Genomic DNA, 18,282 nt, shown 5'->3' with positions numbered 1-18,282 from the left:
TGGTCACACCATGACTGACACGATGACGCCTTCGACCACCCCGTCCACCCCCGCCGCACCGGTTTACACGGTGACGCAGGAACGCAGGATCGTGACCGCGGTTCCGGGCCCGAAATCGGCCGAACTGCAGAAGCGCCGACTGGCCACCGTGTCCGGCGGCGTCGCCAGCGCCCTGCCCGTCTACATCGCCCAGGCCAACGGCGCGATCCTCGTCGACGTCGACGGCAACCAGTTCATCGACCTCGGCGCCGGCATCGGCGTGACCACGATCGGCCACACCGAGACCAGCGTCGTCGCGGCCGCCGTCGCCCAGACCCAGGACTTTATCCACACCCTCTTCACCATCACGCCCTACGAGGAGTATGTGCGCGTCTGCGAGCTGCTCGCCGAGCACACCCCCGGCGATTTCCCGAAGAAATCGGTGCTGATCAACTCGGGCGCCGAAGCCGTCGAAAACGGCGTCAAGATCGCCCGCAAGTACACCGGCCGCCGCGCCGTGGCCGTACTGGACCACGCCTACCACGGCCGCACCGTGCTGACCATGGCCATGAACTACAAGGCCATGCCCTACGCCACCGGCTACGGCCCCCTCGCCAGCGACGTCTACCACGCCCCCAGCTCCTACCCCTATCACGACGGACTCAGTGGCGCGGATGCCGCGGCGCGCACGATCGCGTACCTGGAGAAGGTCGTTGGCGCCAGCGACCTGGCCTGCCTGGTGGTCGAGCCCATCCAGGGTGAGGGCGGCTTCATGGTTCCGGCCGAGGGCTTCTTCACCGCTCTGCAGACCTGGTGCACGGCCAACGGGGTCGTCATGATCGCCGACGAGATCCAGAGCGGCATGGCCCGCACCGGCAAGTACTACGCCAGCGAGCACTTCGGCTGGACCCCCGACCTCGTACTCACCGCGAAGGGCATCGCCGGCGGAATGCCGCTGGCCGCCGTCACCGGTCGCGCCGAGATCATGGACGGCTCCCAGCCCGGCGGGCTCGGCGGAACCTTCGGCGGAAACCCGGTCTCCTGCGCGGCCGCGATCGCCGTCTTCGAGTCGATCGAACGCAACGACCTCCTGGCCGAGGGCGTGCGGATCGAGAACACGCTGCGCGCCGGTCTCGGGGCGTTGAAGGACAAGTACGACATCATCGGCGACATCCGTGGCCGCGGCGCCATGATCGCCATCGAACTGGTGCAGCCGGGTACCGGCGACACCACCAAGGCGCCGAACGCCGCCGCCGTGTCGTCCATTGCCACCTACGCCGCTCAGCACGGTGTGCTGCTGCTCACCGCCGGAACCTACGGCAACGTGCTGCGCTTCCTGCCCAGCCTCGCCGTGACCGACGCCCTCCTCGCCGATGCCCTCGCGGTCATCGACGACGCGATCGCCGCGCTCTAGGCGTTCGCACCCGTGCACCTCACACACGACTCACTCACCGACGCCCCCGCCCACACCTTCACGGTCGGCGACGCGGTCGAACTGGCGACGATCGAACGCAACGGCTTCATCGAGTCCCGGCACGCCGGGTCGGCGGTCGTCCTGACCAGCGAGGGCGCGGTCCTCCGCGCCCTCGGCGACGTCACGAGCCCGGTTTTCCCGCGCTCGTCGATGAAGCCGTTCCAGGCCATCGCCGTGATGGCCAGCGGGGTCACGCTGCGAGGCGAGGACGCCGCGATCGCGACATCGAGCCACAGCGGCACACAGCGGCACGCGGATCTCGTGCGCGCCCTGCTGTCCCGCGCGGGGATCCCCGAGACGGCGCTAGCCTGCCCGGCCGCCTGGCCGAACGATTCCGCCACGCGCGACGCCCTGGTGCGCCTGGGCGCCGGCAAGGCCCCGGTCTACATGGAGTGCTCTGGCAAGCACGCGGCCATGCTCGTGGCCTGCAAGCAGAACGGCTGGGCCCTGTCCGGCTACCTCGAGCCGGAGCATCCGCTGCAGAAGAGAATCCTCGACGTCGTCGAGCGGTTCACCGGTGAGCGCCCCTCCGCCACCGGCATCGACGGCTGCGGCGCGCCCGTGCACGCCCTGTCGCTGACCGCCCTGGCCCGCGGCATCGCCCGCATCGCAACGTCCAAGTCCAACTCCCCGTTCGCGATCTACCGCGAAGCCGGTTTCCTGGCCGAGGCCGTGCGCCAGCATGGTTGGGTCGTGGCCGGACCCGGTCTGCCGGACACGATCGTGATCGAGCGTCTGGGCCTGTTCATCAAGACCGGCGCCGAAGGGATCATGGTGGCCTCGGCCGCCAACGGCGTCACCGTCGCCCTCAAGATGCTGGACGGCAACCTGAGGGCCGCGACCATCGTCGCCCTGCGCCTGTTGGCGGATGCCGGCGCGATCGCGCACACCGACGTGGAGGCCATCCTGCCGGACCTCAGCCTCACCGTGTACGGCGGAGGCCGGCCGGTCGGCCAGGTCAGCGCCAGCTACATCTAGCCGCCCCCGTGCGCGACCACAGCTGAAACCCGACCGGACCCGGCGTTTTCGTCGGGGCCGGTCGGGTTCGCTGCGTCAGGCCTGCTTGGCCAGCCGCTTCGCCCGCGCCGCCTGGGACACCTGCGTGGTGACCACGATGACCAGGGCGAAAATGAACACCGCGGATGCGATCACGTTCGCCTCGGCCGGGATCCCCCGGGCGGCGGACACGTAGATGTACTTCGGGAAGGTCGTCACGGCGCCGGAGTTGAAGTTCGTGATGATGAAGTCGTCGAAGCTCAGCGCGAAGGACAGCAGTGCGGCGGCCAGGATCCCGGGCAGCAGCAGGGGGAACGTGATTCGCATGAACACCTGCGTCGGCGAGCCGTAGAGATCGCGCCCCGCCTCTTCCAGCGCCGGGTCCAGGCTGGAGACGCGCGCCTTGACGGTCACCACCACGAAGCTGATGCAGAACATGATGTGGGCCAGGATGATCGTGAGCATGTCCTTCGGCACCCCGATCGACAGGAACTGCGCGGCGAGCCCGGCACCGAGCACGACCTCCGGCGTGGCCATCGGCAGGAACAGGAACAGGCTGGTCTGCGACCGGAACTTGAACCGGTACCGCACGATCGCGATCGCGATCATGGTGCCAAGGGCGGTGGCCACGATGGTCGCCACGACGCCGATGATGATGCTGTTCGCGAACGCCTCGCAGACGGCGCCGTTCTGCACGGCGCAGACGTTGAGCCACTTGTCGAAGGTGAACCCGCGCCAGGTGATGTTCGACTTGAGCGAGTCGTTGAACGAGAAGACGAAGGTGTACACGATCGGCACCATCAGGAAGGTCAGCGCCAGAACCGTGTACAGCGGGAGCAGCCATTTGCCCAGTGAGATCTTCACAGCAGTTCCTCCGTGCCCGCGCGCTTCACATAGATGCCCACGACGATCAGGATCACCGACATCAGGATGATCGACAGCGCCGCCGCCGCCGGGAAGTTCTGGAGAACGAGGAAGTTGGCCTCGATCACATTCCCCATCATCTGGGTGTCCGGTCCGCCGAGAAAGTCCCGGCTCGCGTTGATGTAGTCACCGGCCGCCGGGATGAACGTGAGCAGCGTCCCCGCCACGATCCCCGGCATCGACAGCGGGATGGTGATCTTGCGGAACACCTCGAACGGATGCGCGTACAGGTCGCTGCCCGCTTCGAGGTATCGCAGGTCGAGCCGCTCGAGCGTCGTGTACAGCGGCAGGGTCATGAACGGGATGAAGTTGTAGGTGATCCCGAAGATCACGGCGATCGGGGTGCCGGTGAAATGGGCATCCGTGGGCATCAGGGACAGCGCCTTGAGCGAGGTCATGATGAACGACTCGTCGGACAGGATCTGCTTCCAGGCCAGGGTGCGGAGCAGGAAGCTGATGAAGAACGGAGCGATCACCAGCACGAGCATGAGGCTCTGCAGCAGCGGCCATTTCCGGGCCTTCACCCCGATGAAATAGGCCAGCGGGTAGCTGAACAGCAGGGCCAGGACGGTGGCGATCAGCGCATAGCCGAACGAACGCACGATGTGCGGCCAATACGCCTGGACCACGTCGACGTAGTTCTCCCACCTGAAGGCGTAGTCGAACTGGCCGATGTCGCCGAACTCGGTCGGCTTCTGGAAGGACGTCAGCAGCAGCGACACCAGCGGCGCGAGGAAGAACAGGACCAGGTACAGGATGCCCGGAAGCAGCAGGAGCAGGGCGATCGGGCTCCTGCGCCGAGCCGCCGGCTCGGGCGCGGTGGTGGTGGCAAAGGCCGCGAATGCCATCTAGGCCCCCCCGAGCTCCGAGAGGAGGGAATCGCGTTTCTGGGTGGCGATGCTGCGGGTGGAGGTGTCGGCCTCGAAACGGGGTTCGTCCGACGGGTCGTCGTCGAGTCCGAAGCCGTGCTCGATGTTCCAGCTCATCCAGACCTCGTCGCCCTCACCGGCGACCGGGCCGAAGGCCATGTTCTGGGCGAAGACGACGAGGGTGCCGAGGCCGGGCACCTCGACCAGATACTGGGTGCTCACCCCGCTGAACGAGACGTCCACCACCCGGCCGGGGCCCACGATGTTGCGGTTGACGTCGTCCGCGGGTGCCTCGACGTGCAGGCTCAGCTTCTCGGGGCGCACCCCGACGGTCACCTCCCCGGCGTGCCGGTGCGCCCGGGCGGCCGGGACCACGACCCGCTGCCCGGCCACGTCCACGGAGATCGCCTCGCTGGTGCTGCCGACCACCGGGCCGGTGAACAGGTTCGACTGGCCGAGGAAGTTGGCGACGAACGCCGTTCTCGGCAGTTCGTAGAGCTCTTCGGGGGCGCCCATCTGCTCGATCCGGCCCTTGTTCATGACCGCGACGGTGTCGGCCATGGTCATGGCCTCCTCCTGGTCGTGGGTGACGTGCAGGAAGGTGAGACCGACCTCCTCCTGGATGGTCTTCAACTCGAGCTGCATCTGGCGCCGGAGCTTGAGGTCGAGGGCACCGAGCGGCTCGTCGAGCAGCAGCAGGGCCGGCCGGTTGACGATCGCCCGGGCCAGGGCCACCCGCTGCTGCTGCCCACCGGACAGCTGCTGCGGTTTGCGCGACGCCAGGTGGTCCAGCTCCACCAGGCGGAGCGCCTCATGGGCTTTGGCGACCGGGTCGTCGATGCGGCGCCGGCGCAGCCCGAACGCCACGTTCTCCAGCACCGTCATGTGCGGGAAGAGGGCGTAGCTCTGGAACACCGTGTTCACCGGGCGCTGGAACGTCTTCTGGTGCGTGACATCCGTGCCGCCGATCAGGATCCGTCCGGCCGTCGGCTCCTCCAGCCCGGCGACAAGGCGCAGGGTGGTGGTCTTGCCGCAACCCGACGGGCCGAGCAGGGCGAAGAACGACCCCGCGGGAATCTTCAGGTCGAGGTGCTCGATCGCGGTGAAGCCGGGGAAACGCTTCTGGATGCCCACCAGCTCCAGGTCGGCCCCCGCGCTGGCGAACGCGCCGGTTGCCATTCCTACGAACCCAGCAGGATGCTCTGGAACGCCGCGTCGTACTTCTGCTCTTCGGCGCCGGACAGGTTGCGGAAGACCTTCGCCTTTTTCAGGGTGGCCTCGTCCGGGAAGATCAGTTGGTTGTTCGCGAGTTCCGGGTCGATCGCCATGGCGGCTTCCTTGGCTCCGACGACGGGCGTGATGTAGTTCACGTACGCCGCGACCTCGGCCGCGACGGCCGGGTCGTAGTAGTAGTTGATCAGTGTCTCGACGTTCTTCTTGTGGGTGGCACCGATCGGCACCAGGAAGTTGTCGTTCCACAGCGTGCCGCCCTTCTCCGGCACGGAGAAGCCCCACTTGTCGCCGTTCTCGGCGTTGAGCTGCACGATGTCGCCCGACCAGACGATGGCCGCGAGGGTGTCCTCGTTGATGAGGTCCTCCTTGTAGGCGTTGCCCTTGATGTTGCGAACCTGGCCGTCCGAGACCTGCTTGGACAGCTCGTCGATCGCGGCGTTGTACTCGTCGTCACCCCAGTCCCCGGAGATGTCCACGCCCTGGTCGAGCATGATCAGGCCCATGGTGTCGCGCATTTCGGACAGGACGCCGACGCGGCCCTTGAGCTCGGGGGCCCAGAGGTCCTGCACCGAGGTCAGGCCACCCGGCAGCTTCTCCTTGTTCCAGCAGATGCCGGCGAACCCGCCCTGCCACGGCACGCTCATCTTGCGGCCGGGGTCGAATCCCACGTCTTTCAAGGACGGGAAGAGGTTCTTCAGGTTGGGGATGTTGGCGTGGTCCAGTTCCTGCGTGTAGCCGAACCGAATCATCCGGCCGACCATCCAGTCGGTGAGGCAGACGGTGTCCGCGCCGATGTCCTTGCCGAGCGCCAGTTGGTCCTTGACCTTGCCGTAGTAGGTGTTGTTGTCGTCGACCGCCTCGGTGTACTCGACCTTGATGCCGGTCTCGGCCTCGAACGCCTGGAGGGTGGGGTAGTTGCCGGCGTCGTCGACGTCGATGTAGAGAGCCCAGTTGTCCCAGCGCACGAGTTTGCTGGTGGCGGATTTGTCCGCAGCTGCCGTGGGCTTGCTCTTGGCGCCCCCGCTGGAACAGGCGGCGAGGGCGAGGGCGGCTGCTCCGCCGCCCGCGCCGGCCAGGAGAGTGCGACGCCCCATTTTGGCCTGCTGGGCCTGACGGATGAGCTGCTGAATCATGGGATCGGCGGGCAACGGCCTGGGCAACATGTTCGGGTCTCCTTGCGTTTTTCAGCGGGGATCTAACACACACAACTTAGCGAGTTGCTAGATACTCGCACAGGACGGCCGTTTCTTCACCCAAGAGTGACCAAATCGTTAATTGTCGCCGCGGTTTCTCACGGAATCAGCACTCCCCCGGCAGAAACGCACTCGAAAAGGGCGGTTGGGCGAAGGTAGGATTTCGGGCATGGACGTTGGGGTCCACAGCAGCCGGAAGGAGCACCATGAAGGTCGCAGTCCCCGCAGAGGTCAAAAACAACGAATTCCGGGTCGCGATCACGCCCGCGGGGGTGCAGGATCTGGTGGCCAACGGCCACGAGGTGCTGATTCAGACGGGGGCGGGCCTCGGTTCGTCCATCACCGATGAGAGCTATGGCGCGGCCGGGGCGACCCTCATACCGGATGCCGCGTCCGCCTGGGCCGCCGCCGACCTGCTGCTCAAGGTCAAGGAGCCCGTCGCCGCCGAATACGGCTACTTCCGCCCCGACCTGCTTCTTTTCACGTATCTGCACCTCGCCGCCGAGCCGGCACTCACCCACGCGCTGCTGGCGAGCGGGGTCACGGCCATCGCGTACGAGACCGTGCAGCTTCCCAACCGCACGCTTCCGCTGCTCGCACCTATGAGCGAGGTCGCGGGTCGCCTCGCCCCCATCGTCGGCGCCAACGCGATGCTCAAGCCCAATGGCGGCCCGGGCCTGCTCGTCCCCGGCGTGCCGGGCACCCACCCGGCACGGGTCACCGTGCTCGGCGGCGGTGTGGCCGGCACGGCAGCCATGCAGGTCGCACTCGGGCTCGGCGCGCAGGTCACGGTGCTCGACACCAACCTGTTCCGTCTGCGCGAACTCGACGCCCTGTACTTCGGCCGCGTGCAGACGATCGCCTCCAACAGCTACGAGATCGACAAGGCGCTCCTCGACTCCGACCTGGTCATCGGCTCGGTGCTGATCCCCGGGGCGAAAGCCCCGAAGCTGGTCAGCAACGAACTCGTTTCCCGGATGAAGCCGGGGAGTGTGCTCGTGGACATCGCGGTCGATCAGGGCGGATGCTTCGCCGACTCCCACCCGACGACGCACGCGGACCCCACGTTCATGGTGCACCGGTCGCTGTTCTACTGTGTCGCCAATATGCCCGGCGCCGTGCCGAACACTTCGACCTACGCCCTCACGAACGCGACCCTGCCCTATGTGCGCATGATCGCGAACCGGGGCTGGAAGGATGCCGTGCTCGCGGATGCCGCGCTCGCCCTGGGCCTGAACACGGTCGGCGGGCTGGTCACCAGCGCCCCGGTGGCCAGCGCCCACGGGCTTCAGTTGCGCGCGCTCTCGGACGCGCTCGGCTGACCCGGGCCTGCCCGGTCCTCCGCTTCCCTCTCCCGCGTCTTCCCTCTCCCGCGTCTTCCCTCTCCCGCGTCTTCCCTCTCCCGCGTCTTCCCTCTCCCGCGTCGCCCGTCACGAGCCCGCCGGCAGCACGGCCCGGCGCACCGTTCCATCCGGGCGGATCGCCCACATCCGCCCCCGTCCGGGAGCGAGCGGCGGCGGCAGGTCCCGCCGGCGGCTGATCATCCGGTAGTCGGCGAGGCTGCAGCCGTCGAACACGAGTTCCGCGCGCGGCTTGAGGGACGCGAGCAGGGACCAGTGCGTCTGCCACGCGTCCACGTCACCGACGAAGACGGTTCCGGCCCCGGGAAGCGTCGCCCGCAGTTGCGAGGCATCCGTCATTCGGCCGAGATCCACGATTTCGGCGCCACCGGCGGCCCGGAACGCAGCGGCCGTGCGGGGCGGGGAACCCGAAACCACAAGCAGTGTGCGGTCGGGCCCCGTGGCGAGGTGCTCGGCGACTCCCGCCTCGGCGCCGCGGGCCGCGAGTGCCACGCAGCGGGCCACGGCGCCCGGTTCCGGGCAGAGGAGCTGGATGCGGTGGCCCTGCCACGTGCCTCCGCCCGCCGGCATTGTGTCGTCGAACGAGGCTGCCGTTCCCCCGGCCCCGACGTGTTCGGCCACATCGGCGAGCCGCAGGAGCAGCCTGTTCTGGCACAAGGAGGGCAGCACCTGCAACGCCCCGGCAAGCCGTTGGGCGGCGACGACGACCCGCAGCCCGCCTTCTCCGCCGTCGCGGAGCAGTCCGGCCAGCAACTCGAGCGCGGCCGGGCGGTAGTCCTGATCCCAGCGGGCGTAGACGGAATCGAAGTCGTCAATCAGCAGCAGGCGCCCGGCCGGACCGACGTCGCTGTCGAGGAGGCGCCGAGCACGGTCGAGGGCGTCCCACACTCCCTCGACGTGCGGCGGGACGAATTCAACCTGGCACGGTGCGTCCGGCGCGGACGCAGACTGCTCGGCCAGGGATGCCAGCACGCCGGTCTTGCCGGCGCGGGAAGCGCCGAGCACGAGCAGGTTTCCGCCGAGGAACGGCTGGTAGCGGGCCACCCGGTAGCGCTGCCGCTCGGGTTCGTCGAGCAACCCCAGCAGAGACGTCGGTCCGGGGCCTGGTCGGGATTCCGGCGCCCGTCCCGGCGAGGTGGACGGGGCGGACTCTGCATCTTCGGCGGACTCGGCGGACTCGGCGGACTCCGCAGCATTGGCGGCCTCCACCGCCCAAATATCCTCGCGGGTCACCGTGACCGGCAGCACGTCGAGCCACGGTCGCCGCGGGGCGGGTCCGTCCAGGGCTGGCGCGCCGTCGACGTGGTCGAGGACCCGGTCGGCGATGGCGCGGATCTCGCTCTCCGAGGTCGTGGCGATCTGGCAGAGCACCGGCGCGCCCGCCGCGGTGGCGATCAGGCAGCGTCCCGGGTGTTCGGCGGACAGCGCCGCCGCGGCATCCGTTCCCAGCACGGCCACGCTGTCGGCGCGGTTGTTGACCCGCAAGGATATCCGCAGGGTGCAGTTGGCCAGGAGGGCGTCGCGGACGACGCCGTTCGGGCGTTGCGTGCAGAGGATGAGGTGAACTCCCAGCGACCGGCCCCGGGCGGCGATGTCGACGAAGAGCGCATGCAGCTCGGGGAAAGCCGTGAGCATGGTCGCGAATTCGTCCACCACGATCACGAGTCGCGGGAGCGCCGCGGCCCCGCCTCTCTTCCCCAGCTCGACCAGGTCGCGGGCGCCGGCACCGCGGAGCACGCGTTCGCGGTGGCGCAGTTCGGCGGCCAGGCTGGCCAGCGCCCGGGCGGCCTGGCGCCCGTCGAGGTCGGTGATCAGTCCCACGCAGTGCGGCAGGGCGCCGAGCGGCGCGAACGCGGCGCCGCCCTTGAAATCGACCAGCAGGAACGTCACCTCGCTCGGCACGAACGCCGCCGCCATCGCGGCGACCCAGGTCACGAGCAGCTCGCTCTTGCCGCTGCCCGTGGTGCCGCCGACCACGGCGTGCGGGCCGGCGCCGACCAGGTCCAGCGACACCTCGCCGTGCATCGCCAATCCGACCGGGCAGCTCAGCCCGGCCGGAAAGCTCGGTCCGGGGCCGTCGCCCCGGCCCGGTTCGAGCACGGGACGGGTGCCAGAGACTCGGTGGCCGGGGAGATCGGACAGGCGAACCGTGGCGGGAACCGACGGTTGCCTGCGGCCCAGCCCGGCCGCCGCGGCGCGCTCGCGCAGTCGTGCGGCGACCGAGGCGGCCTGTTCGACGCTGACCAGTTCGGGCTGGAATCCCAGCCCCCGGGCGTGCCGCCCGGACCGCAGGATCTCGGCCCGGCCCGGACCGTGCACCCGCACGATGGTGTCGCAGCCCCAGGGAAGTTCGCCCGGCGTAGGGGCGAGAGCGAGGATCATCCGGGAGCCGGCCGGGGCCGGGGCGGGCTGAGCCGGAGCCTCGCAGACCAGAATTTCCGGACGGGGGGCCGCCCCGGGGGTACCCTGAGGCAGCGCCCGCGCCCAGGACCAGCCGGTGCCCGGCGGCACGGCCAGCACGATCTGGTCGGGCGGCAGCCCGCAGACCAGTTGCACCAGGAGCCCGCGGGCCAGCGCACGCGTCAGCGGGAGCGGACCGGCGATGCCGATGCCCGCAACCGCCTCGGCGGTGATCGGAGCGTCTGCCAGAGTGGCGGCCGTGTCCCGCAGCTCGCGGTGTTCGTCCAGGCCGGCCCCTCCTTCCAGCCGGAGGCCGCTCTCCACCGGGCCGGAGCCCAGGGCGACCAGCCCGTCGGTACCCGTGCCCACCGCTCCCGGGTTCGGGGCGACCGCGAGGCTGTCCGCGGTGGGGGTGCGCTGCCACCGGTCGTGGCGCAGGAGATCGTGCCGCACTGAGATTTCCGTCCGCAGGGCCGCAAGGGCCTCTCTCTCGTCGGTCGCGGCCCGGCGCCGGCCCCGACGATTCGTGCGACGGGCGTCGAGCATGCTCGCCACAGCGATCACCGGCCCGAGGATGGCGAACAGCAAAACGAAGGCCGAGCCGGTGATCATCCAGATCATGCCGGCCACGGCCAGCGGCGCCAGGCTCGCGATCACCGGAAACCCGGCCGCGGGAGGGTCAGCCGCCCGGGGCGGGAGGGTCAGGGGTACCTGGGCTCGGATCACCCGGCAAGCTCAGCACCCGGGCGAATCCCCGGCTCGCGCCGAGGCGGCATCCGTGCACTCTCGCCGCCCCCGCCCGCTGGGGAGGAACCGGCCGCCCCGCCCGCGCAGGCTCACCCCGAGTCGGGCCACCGTGTCGACCCTGTAACCAATTCGACGGAGATTCTGGCTCTCCTGTCGTAACCGTGGGTTAAACCCGGCCGGGGAGCACTGGTTTGTGGCCGCCGAGGCTGAGCATGGCGAGGGCGATGAGGGCGTCGGATGATTTGAAGCCGAAGGCGATTCGGGTGATGAGTCGGATTTTGGTGTTGACGGATTCGATGCGGCCGTTTGAGAGGCCGTGTTCGATCGAGGCGAGGATCGCGGCGCGGTGCTTGACGATGGAGCGTTGGAGTTTCACGAACGATGGGATTCGGCTGCGGCGTGCCCATCCGACCCACTTGTCCAGGGCCTCGGCGGCGTCGTCGTGGGGCAGTTTGAAGACCAGTCTGAGGCCTTCTTTGAGGTAGTAGGCCCGGCCCAGGGCCGGGTTGGTTTGAACGACCCAAGCCAGCTTAATCTGTTGTTTCTCGGTGAGGTTCTCCGGGTTTTTCCAGAGCGCGTAGCGGGAGTTCATCATCAACTTCGCGTGCTCGCTGTGAGGCCGGGCCGGAGCGTCGCGGGCGGGCCGGCCAACCGTTCGGGACTCGTTCAAGCGGGCCTGTTTCCGAGCCTCGGTCCAGGCTGCCCGGCGGACTTCGTCGAGGGCTTCCGTGGCCCATTTGACGACGTGGAACGGGTCCGCGCAGCGGACCGCGTTCGGGCAGCGTGCCGCGACCACGGTCGCGATCCAGCCGGCCCCATCCGCGGAAACATGCGTGATCAGGGCTGATCGTTCCTCGCCGAGGGCATCGAAGAACGTGCCGAGAGTGGCCTTGTCCTGGCCCGGAGCTGCCCAGACCAGACGCCCCGAATCGTGGTCGACGACCACGGTCAAGAACTTCCGGCCGCGCTTGAAGGAGACCTCATCGATCCCGATCCGGGTGAGCCCGGCGAAGGGATCATGGAGCTCCTCCGTGTCGGCCCAAACCCGGGTGATGATCGACCCGACCGTGCGCCATGCGATCCGCATCAACTCAGTCGCGGCAGCCTTGGATGTTTTCGTGGCCAGCCACGCGACGTAGGAATCGAAGTGGCGCGTGTGGCCGGCCTGGTGCCGGGCCCACGGGACCGCAGCCACGATCACACCATGCTCCCGGCACGACACCCGCGGGGAATCCGCCTCCAGAAAGACCTGGGTCGTGCCAAAATCCAAGCTCCGCCACCGGCGGCGCCCCGCCCCGTCGTCGTAGCGCGGGCTGCGCTTCTGGCAGCTCCCGCACCGGTTCCGCATCGACCTGGTCAGTCGCACCGAAGCGACGAAAACGCCCGTCGCAGGGTCGAGATCAACGTCCTCGACCACCGTCTTGTCGACACCGAGCAAGGTCCGCCATATTGTTAGAGATCGCACGCCGTTTTCCCGCCTATAAAGTTTCTTTCCTTGACAGTCAGAAACCTAGACAGGAAGCGGCGTGCGGCCGTTAAGGCGCTCCGAAAGACCCACAGATGCAGCAGGAGAGCCGAGATTCTCCGTTAAAACAGCTATTCGTGGGCGTACGGGCCTGATTTGGGCAAAATCTCCGTCGAATTGGTTCGGGGACTCGCTAGTTGAGGATAAAGAACTGGTCGGCGAGGTCGACCCGCGAGCCGCGGGGCACGAGGTAGCGGCGGCCCGGTTCGCACCGGACCGAGACCGCGTCCGGGCGACGGATGATGGTGCCGTTGCCCGAGAAGCGGTCACTGATCCAGAATTCGCCGTCGTGCTGCCCGAATTCGAGGTGACTCTTGGACACGGAACGGCCGAGGTCGTTGACCTGCACCAGCAGATCGAAGTGCTCGGCCGGCTGAGGAAGAGGCCGGCGGCCGACCAGCCCCGTCCCGTTTGCCGAGACGGTCTCGCCGGTGCTGAACTGGAGCACGAACAGCGCGGGCGCCGGGGCGGGAGTCGCAACGGGAACCGGAACCGGAACCGGAACCGGAACCGGAACCGGAACGGGAACGGGAACCGGAACCGGAACGGGAACCGGAGCCGGAACGGGAACCGGAGCCGGAACGGGAACCGGAGCCGGAACGGGAGCCGGGACGGGAGCGGTGGTTGGAACGGGAGCCGGAGCCGGGACCGGGACCGGAGCCGGGACCGGCGGCGCCCCGAGGCGCCCGTCGGCGCCGATCGGGACGGAGATCACGACCCGCTGCGGCGGCAGCGGCTGGATGATGGTGGTGTCGCTGGGCCGAGGGTCTGACCGTTTGCGGGTCTTCGGGGTTGCCGTGCTCGAGCTGCCGCATTCGCCACAGAACATGGCGCCGACGGGCAGCTGTGCCCCACAGATCCGGCAGTTCACGAACCGACTCCTCCCGGGCCGCGGCCTCCCCCTCGTGGGGCCGACCGTCGAACGGATGCCCCTCCAGCGTAGCGACCCAGTGACCGCAGGGAGACGAGGGCTCGCAGCCGGGCGAGGCGCTTCTTCCCCGCGTTGAGGTCACGGCGATGTTCGGCGACCAACAGCCACACCTCGTCGGCGGTGGCACTGCCCGGCCGGTCCGGGGCGAAAACCGCCCGGTCGACCGCCGCGGCGAACACCAGTGGCCGCATCCCGCCCACGGTTCGGGCCAGTTCGGTGCGGGTCGCCCCCGCCGGCACCGAGATGCCATGGTCGAGCGCGGCGTCGGCGAATTCGCGCCAACCGCCCCGGATCCGGTCCAGGGGCGCCGGACGGGTGCGTCTAAGCCGGCGGCGCCGGGCCTTGGCCGCGATGATGAGCAGGAAGGGCGAGAGCACGACGGCCAGGCCGAGCAGGCTCCAACCGGCCACTTTCGCCGCGGCGAGCAGGAAGGCGAGGAAGGGGCTGAGCGGTGCCGGCGGGTCCTCGACCGAGTTCTCGGGCGGGGCCGGGTCCCGCTGTTCCGCGATCTCCGGAATGGCCGGTGGCACCACGGTTTGCGGCCGGGACACCACGGTGGGGTCGTCGGGCTGCTTCGCCGGGATGTCGCGCAGCGGAGGGTTCGGATCGAGCGTGACCCAGCCGGTCGTGGACTGCACCTCGATCCAGGCCGAGAGGTCGGACCCCACGACGGTGACCGTGCCGGTCGCGTCGGCCCCGGCTCCGTCTCCGCTGCGGGGAACGAAGCCGACCACGACCCGGGCCGGGAAACCGAGCCGCCGTGCCATCAGAGCCGCCGCCACGGAATACTGTTCGGCGTCGCCGAGCATGGGCTGGTCGGTGAACAGCTGGCTGATCCGGTCGGCTCCGTGCCCCGACCGGCTGACCGGCTCGTCCGCGCCGACGCCGTGGCTGACGTAGCCGTCCGCTCGGAGCCCGTCCAGCATCGACTGGAGTTGCACGCCGGGGGCGTCTTCGGCGTTCACATAGCCGGCCAGGGCCTGTTCGAGTTCGTCCGGGAGGACGCTGAGCGGCGGCAGGACGGCGGGGCCCGGGCGCAGGCCGGCCAGCGCATCCGGCGACCGCGGGACCACGCCGACGCTGCGATAACTGTCGCCCCGGGCCAGCCCGGTCAGCACCGCGGCCGTGCCGCTGTTGTCGTTGTAAAAGAACGAGTCTGAGCGCGCACTGCTCGTCGGGCCGCTGAACCGGATCCGTTCCAGCTGGCCCGCCCCGGGCACCCACACCCCGGTGTAGCCGTCGATCGTGACGGCCAGGGTCACCTGGTCGCCATCGATCCGGGACTGGTCGAGGCGGTCGGGCAGGCGCGTGAACGATCCGGAGGCGCTGCTCACCTGCTCGCTGCCGACCGAGTACACGACGCCGTCGTACCCGTCGAGGGTGGCCAGTCGCAGCCGCCCTCCCTCGGGCAGGCCCGCGACCTCGAGCAGTGCGGCCTCGGCTCGGGCGGGCTGAAGATAGCTGCGGAACTCGCTCAGCGGGCTCGGGTAGTCCCGCGGGTCGAACGGCTGCTGCACGCGTGCGCGCAGCACGTCACGTGGAGCGGATGCCGGGAGCGCGATCGCGGCCGCCGTGCCCGCGGCCACCGCCACGGCGACGATGACGCTGGCGCCGACCAGTCCGCGGACCGCCGCGAAACGGCGATCCGCCGTCGACGCGGTCGTTCGGCGCGACTGTTGCGCGACCAGGCGCACCACGGCTCCGCGGCGCACGGCGCGGAACCAGAGCAGCCAGAACAGGAGCACGACGAAGAGCGCGAGGCCGGTGGCGATCGGGGCGGACGGGACGGTGGGTCCGAGGCCGATGCCGGCGATGAACAGCGCCGCCGGGGCGAGCGCGCCGAGTTCGCCGATCCGCGCGCGCAGGGCGACGGAGAGGCCGATCACGGTGCTGAGTAGAACGAGAATGAAGGCGGGCACGAGCAGGGTCTGGTAGGACCCGACCGGCAGCACGATCGTGACGAGCTGCTTCCAGCTCAGCGCGGTCGCGGAGACCAGCTCGAGCAGACCGGTTCCGGTCGGAAGGATGCCCCGCACCGCCTGGCCGGGGATGGCCAGTGGCACGCCTGCGATGACGTAAACGGCGATCGTGGCCAGGGCCACCAGCCAGGCCGGCCAGCGGAACACCGCACCGAGGATCGCGGTCACGGCCCCCAGGGCGAAGGTGACGCCCACGAGTACGACGAATTCACGGCTGCGGTAGACCGGCCAGAGGGCTGTGGCGGCCGCGGCGGTCGCCAGCAACAGCCCGACGGTGTTCCCGACCGTGAAACGCCAGCCCGGGCGGGCGCTGCGGGCGCCGGAGCGGACGGCGGCGCGGGCGCTCATGCCGCCAGCGATCGGGCGAGGCTGTGCGGCAGGTCCTCGAGGAAGCCGATCCGGAGCACGCTGAGCTCGGCCACGCGCTTGAGGCTGGGGACGGCTTCCGGGTCGCACACCACGGCCACGACCTCGACCCCCGCCGGGAAGCGATTCGCTGCGGTGCGCAACTGGGACAGGGTGACGGCCGAGCCGCAGACCAGGAAGGCCACGGAGATGCCCGCGACCGTGTCGGCCGCGGCCTTGGCCAGGGCCCCGACGTGCATCATCCGGTCGGATGTCTCGACCCGGCTGAGATCGTCGAGCAGCCGGGTGCGGGTGAGTGTGCTCAGCGGCCGGAGCGCCGGAGCGCCGCGCCGGGCGAGGTCCGGTGTCGGCGCGCTGGCCACGACGGACACGGTGCGGGCATCACGGATGGCCCGCACGCCGAGGGAGCCGGCGACGCTGACGGCCATTTCGAACTCGTCCTCGGTCGCGAAGTCCCCCACGAACAGGCTCAAGGCCACCATCAGGTGGCTGCGGCGGGATTCCTCGTATTGACGCACCATGTAGCGGCCAGTTTTCGCGGTGCTCTTCCAGTGGATGCTGCGCCGCTCATCGCCCGCCACGTACTCGCGGAGCGCATGGAAGGACACGTCGCTGTTGGTCAGGTCCCTGGTCGGGTTGCCCTCGAGGTCACGGATGAATCCCGTGCTCATGCTCGGGATCGACAGGGTGCGCGGGTGCACGAACAGCTCGACCCGCTCGGCCCAGACGATCTCCCGGCGCAGCAGCCCGAGCGGGTCGGCGCGTACCGTGCGCACGGGACCGATCGGGATCACCCCGCGCCGGAGGGTGGGAACGATGAACAGGTCCTCGAAGCTGCCGCCGCGCGCGATACTCGGCATCGCGAACTCGGCCAGCCCGGATCCGACCGGAACCTCCACGCCCACGCCCGGCAGCCGCTGACGGGTCGGGTTCAGCACGCTCACCTCGCCGGGAACGCGTGCCCCGACGACCACCCGGTCGACCGACAGGGACAGGTGGATCTCGTACGCGTTCCGGCCGATCAGGAAACTGAGCGCTGCCCCGACCAGCACCATGGCGGTCCAGCCGATGACGACGAGTTCCGTCCAGCCCAGGGCATAGCCGAACAGCAGGGAGGCGGCGAGGACACCCAGGACGCACCAGCCGAGCGGGGTGACGACGGCCGAGATGAACCCGCCCGCGACGGAGGCGCCGGTGCCGGACCTCCGGGCGGCGCGCATCCCACGCGACACACCCTCGGCCAGGAGGCCGTCGTGGGACACCGGGCGGGGCCGGCGCGGAGTGAACCGGCCGAACCTTCCCTCGCCGGGCATCCGCTGGGTCACGCAGCCTGCCTGTCACTGGGCGGCGGGGTCTCGATCAGGATCCGGGCGATCACGCTGGACGGCGTGACCCCGTCGAACTCGGCTTCCGGGTCGAGGACCAGGCGGTGGGCGAGCACCGCCTCGGCCAGTTCCTTGACGTCGTCGGGGATGACGTAGTGGCGGCCGTTGGCGGCCGCGAGGGTCTTCGCGGTGCGTACCAGCGCCAGGGCGCCGCGCACGCTGGCGCCCAGGCGCACCTCGGGGCTGGTGCGCGTGGCGTCGATCAGGCGGGCCACGTAGTCGTTGACGGTGGCGTCGACGAAGACCGTGCGGGCGAGGGCCGCGAGCTCGATCACGGTCTGTGCCGAGACCACCGCCGGGACCGTGGCCTCGTGCGCGCGCTGGCCGGCCCCCTCGAGAATGCGGATCGTCGAGGCGTGGTCGGGGTAGCCGATCGAGGATTTCATGATGAACCGGTCGAGCTGAGCCTCGGGCAGCCGGTAGGTTCCGGCCTGCTCGATCGGGTTCTGGGTGGCGATCACCATGAAGGGGGATGCGACGGGGTGCGTGACCCCGTCGGCCGTGATCTGCTCCTCCTCCATCACCTCGAGCAAGGCGGCCTGGGTCTTCGGGCTGGCCCGGTTGATCTCGTCCGCCAGCACGATGTTGGCGAAGATCGGCCCGCGGTGGAATTCGAATGTCCCGCTGCGCTGGTCGTAGATGCTCACCCCGGTGATGTCGCCCGGCAGCAGGTCCGGGGTGAACTGCACCCGGTTGCTGGTGCCGCGCACGCTCTGCGCGATGGCCCTGGCCAGGGAGGTTTTGCCCGTTCCCGGCACGTCTTCGAGCAGCAGGTGGCCGCCGCTGAGCAGGGCGGTGAACGCCATCTTGATGACGTGGTGTTTGCCGAGCAGCACCTGCTCGACCCCGTTCACCAGGCGCTCGAACACATCGGCGAACTGAGCGGCCTGCTGCGGGGTCATCGTCATCGGGTGGTCACT

General features: G+C 69.5%; 13 protein-coding genes. 3 read left to right on the top strand and 10 right to left on the bottom strand.

What is annotated here, in order from left to right:
- Window positions 1-10 precede the first annotated feature (10 nt).
- Together gabT and E3T24_RS13220 are read left to right on the top strand one after the other, a co-directional pair.
- Complete coding sequence (gene gabT, locus E3T24_RS13225) at window positions 11-1,393, top strand: 4-aminobutyrate--2-oxoglutarate transaminase (RefSeq protein ID WP_134405069.1); 1,383 nt, start codon at window positions 11-13, stop codon at window positions 1,391-1,393.
- Between the two features lie 12 nt (window positions 1,394-1,405).
- On the top strand, window positions 1,406-2,431 hold the full coding sequence (locus tag E3T24_RS13220) for an asparaginase (protein WP_134434698.1): 1,026 nt from the start codon (window positions 1,406-1,408) through the stop codon (window positions 2,429-2,431).
- Window positions 2,432-2,506: 75 nt separating this feature from the next.
- On the opposite strand, the gene E3T24_RS13215 is transcribed toward E3T24_RS13220, so the two are convergent.
- Genes E3T24_RS13215 through E3T24_RS13200 form a run of 4 tightly spaced genes read right to left on the bottom strand, consistent with a single transcriptional unit; the run spans window position 2,507 to window position 6,638 of the window.
- Entirely contained in the window at window positions 2,507-3,313 is an 807-nt protein-coding gene (locus E3T24_RS13215; RefSeq protein WP_174235674.1) for an ABC transporter permease, read from the bottom strand.
- Window positions 3,310-4,221 carry an ABC transporter permease gene (locus E3T24_RS13210; protein WP_134365406.1) on the bottom strand — a complete coding sequence of 304 codons (912 nt, stop codon included), beginning with the start codon at window positions 4,219-4,221 and terminating at the stop codon, window positions 3,310-3,312. The genes E3T24_RS13215 and E3T24_RS13210 overlap by 4 nt, the downstream gene beginning before the upstream one ends.
- On the bottom strand, window positions 4,222-5,421 hold the full coding sequence (locus E3T24_RS13205; protein WP_134365405.1) for an ABC transporter ATP-binding protein: 1,200 nt from the start codon (window positions 5,419-5,421) through the stop codon (window positions 4,222-4,224). It lies immediately after the preceding gene.
- A 2-nt stretch (window positions 5,422-5,423) separates the two neighbouring features.
- Window positions 5,424-6,638 carry a spermidine/putrescine ABC transporter substrate-binding protein gene (locus E3T24_RS13200; RefSeq protein ID WP_134410843.1) on the bottom strand — a complete coding sequence of 405 codons (1,215 nt, stop codon included), beginning with the start codon at window positions 6,636-6,638 and terminating at the stop codon, window positions 5,424-5,426.
- Window positions 6,639-6,874: 236 nt separating this feature from the next.
- Between E3T24_RS13200 and ald the strand changes: the two genes are divergently transcribed.
- Window positions 6,875-7,990: an alanine dehydrogenase gene (gene ald / locus E3T24_RS13195; RefSeq protein WP_134410845.1), complete on the top strand. Its 1,116-nt coding sequence runs from the start codon at window positions 6,875-6,877 to the stop codon at window positions 7,988-7,990.
- A gap of 108 nt (window positions 7,991-8,098) precedes the next feature.
- On the opposite strand, the gene E3T24_RS13185 is transcribed toward ald, so the two are convergent.
- The 6 genes from E3T24_RS13185 to E3T24_RS13160 all read right to left on the bottom strand — a co-directional run bounded on the left by E3T24_RS13185 (window position 8,099) and on the right by E3T24_RS13160 (window position 18,270).
- Entirely contained in the window at window positions 8,099-11,155 is a 3,057-nt protein-coding gene (locus tag E3T24_RS13185; RefSeq protein WP_134365402.1) for an FtsK/SpoIIIE domain-containing protein, read from the bottom strand.
- Between the two features lie 187 nt (window positions 11,156-11,342).
- Entirely contained in the window at window positions 11,343-12,641 is a 1,299-nt protein-coding gene (locus E3T24_RS13180) for an ISL3 family transposase (protein ID WP_134434697.1), read from the bottom strand.
- A gap of 193 nt (window positions 12,642-12,834) precedes the next feature.
- The gene (locus E3T24_RS17550; RefSeq protein WP_174776556.1) at window positions 12,835-13,572 is read right to left on the bottom strand and encodes an FHA domain-containing protein; all 738 of its coding nucleotides are present in this window, start codon (window positions 13,570-13,572) and stop codon (window positions 12,835-12,837) included.
- Window positions 13,569-15,959, bottom strand: coding sequence for a transglutaminase-like domain-containing protein (locus tag E3T24_RS13170; RefSeq protein WP_134365401.1), 2,391 nt, complete (start codon window positions 15,957-15,959; stop codon window positions 13,569-13,571). Before E3T24_RS13170 ends, E3T24_RS17550 begins: the two co-directional genes overlap by 4 nt.
- Window positions 15,956-17,302 (bottom strand): DUF58 domain-containing protein, encoded by a 1,347-nt coding sequence (locus tag E3T24_RS13165; protein WP_241978705.1) that lies wholly within the window; start codon window positions 17,300-17,302, stop codon window positions 15,956-15,958. The genes E3T24_RS13170 and E3T24_RS13165 overlap by 4 nt, the downstream gene beginning before the upstream one ends.
- Window positions 17,299-18,270 (bottom strand): MoxR family ATPase, encoded by a 972-nt coding sequence (locus tag E3T24_RS13160; protein ID WP_134365400.1) that lies wholly within the window; start codon window positions 18,268-18,270, stop codon window positions 17,299-17,301. The genes E3T24_RS13165 and E3T24_RS13160 overlap by 4 nt, the downstream gene beginning before the upstream one ends.
- Between the last annotated feature and the right edge of the window lie 12 nt (window positions 18,271-18,282).

The organism is Cryobacterium sp. TmT2-59, from assembly GCF_004403545.1.
Lineage (GTDB): Bacteria > Actinomycetota > Actinomycetes > Actinomycetales > Microbacteriaceae > Cryobacterium > Cryobacterium shii.
This window is presented reverse-complemented; position numbering and strand designations above follow the sequence as displayed.

Coding starts and splice junctions, on each gene's coding strand:
- E3T24_RS13210 (WP_134365406.1), bottom strand. CDS start 4,221: ATGGCATTCGCGGCCTTTGCCACCACCACCGCGCCCGAGCCGGCGGCT.
- E3T24_RS13205 (WP_134365405.1), bottom strand. CDS start 5,421: ATGGCAACCGGCGCGTTCGCCAGCGCGGGGGCCGACCTGGAGCTGGTG.
- E3T24_RS13200 (WP_134410843.1), bottom strand. CDS start 6,638: ATGTTGCCCAGGCCGTTGCCCGCCGATCCCATGATTCAGCAGCTCATC.
- gabT (WP_134405069.1), top strand. CDS start 11: ATGACTGACACGATGACGCCTTCGACCACCCCGTCCACCCCCGCCGCA.
- E3T24_RS13160 (WP_134365400.1), bottom strand. CDS start 18,270: ATGACGATGACCCCGCAGCAGGCCGCTCAGTTCGCCGATGTGTTCGAG.
- E3T24_RS13170 (WP_134365401.1), bottom strand. CDS start 15,959: ATGAGCGCCCGCGCCGCCGTCCGCTCCGGCGCCCGCAGCGCCCGCCCG.
- ald (WP_134410845.1), top strand. CDS start 6,875: ATGAAGGTCGCAGTCCCCGCAGAGGTCAAAAACAACGAATTCCGGGTC.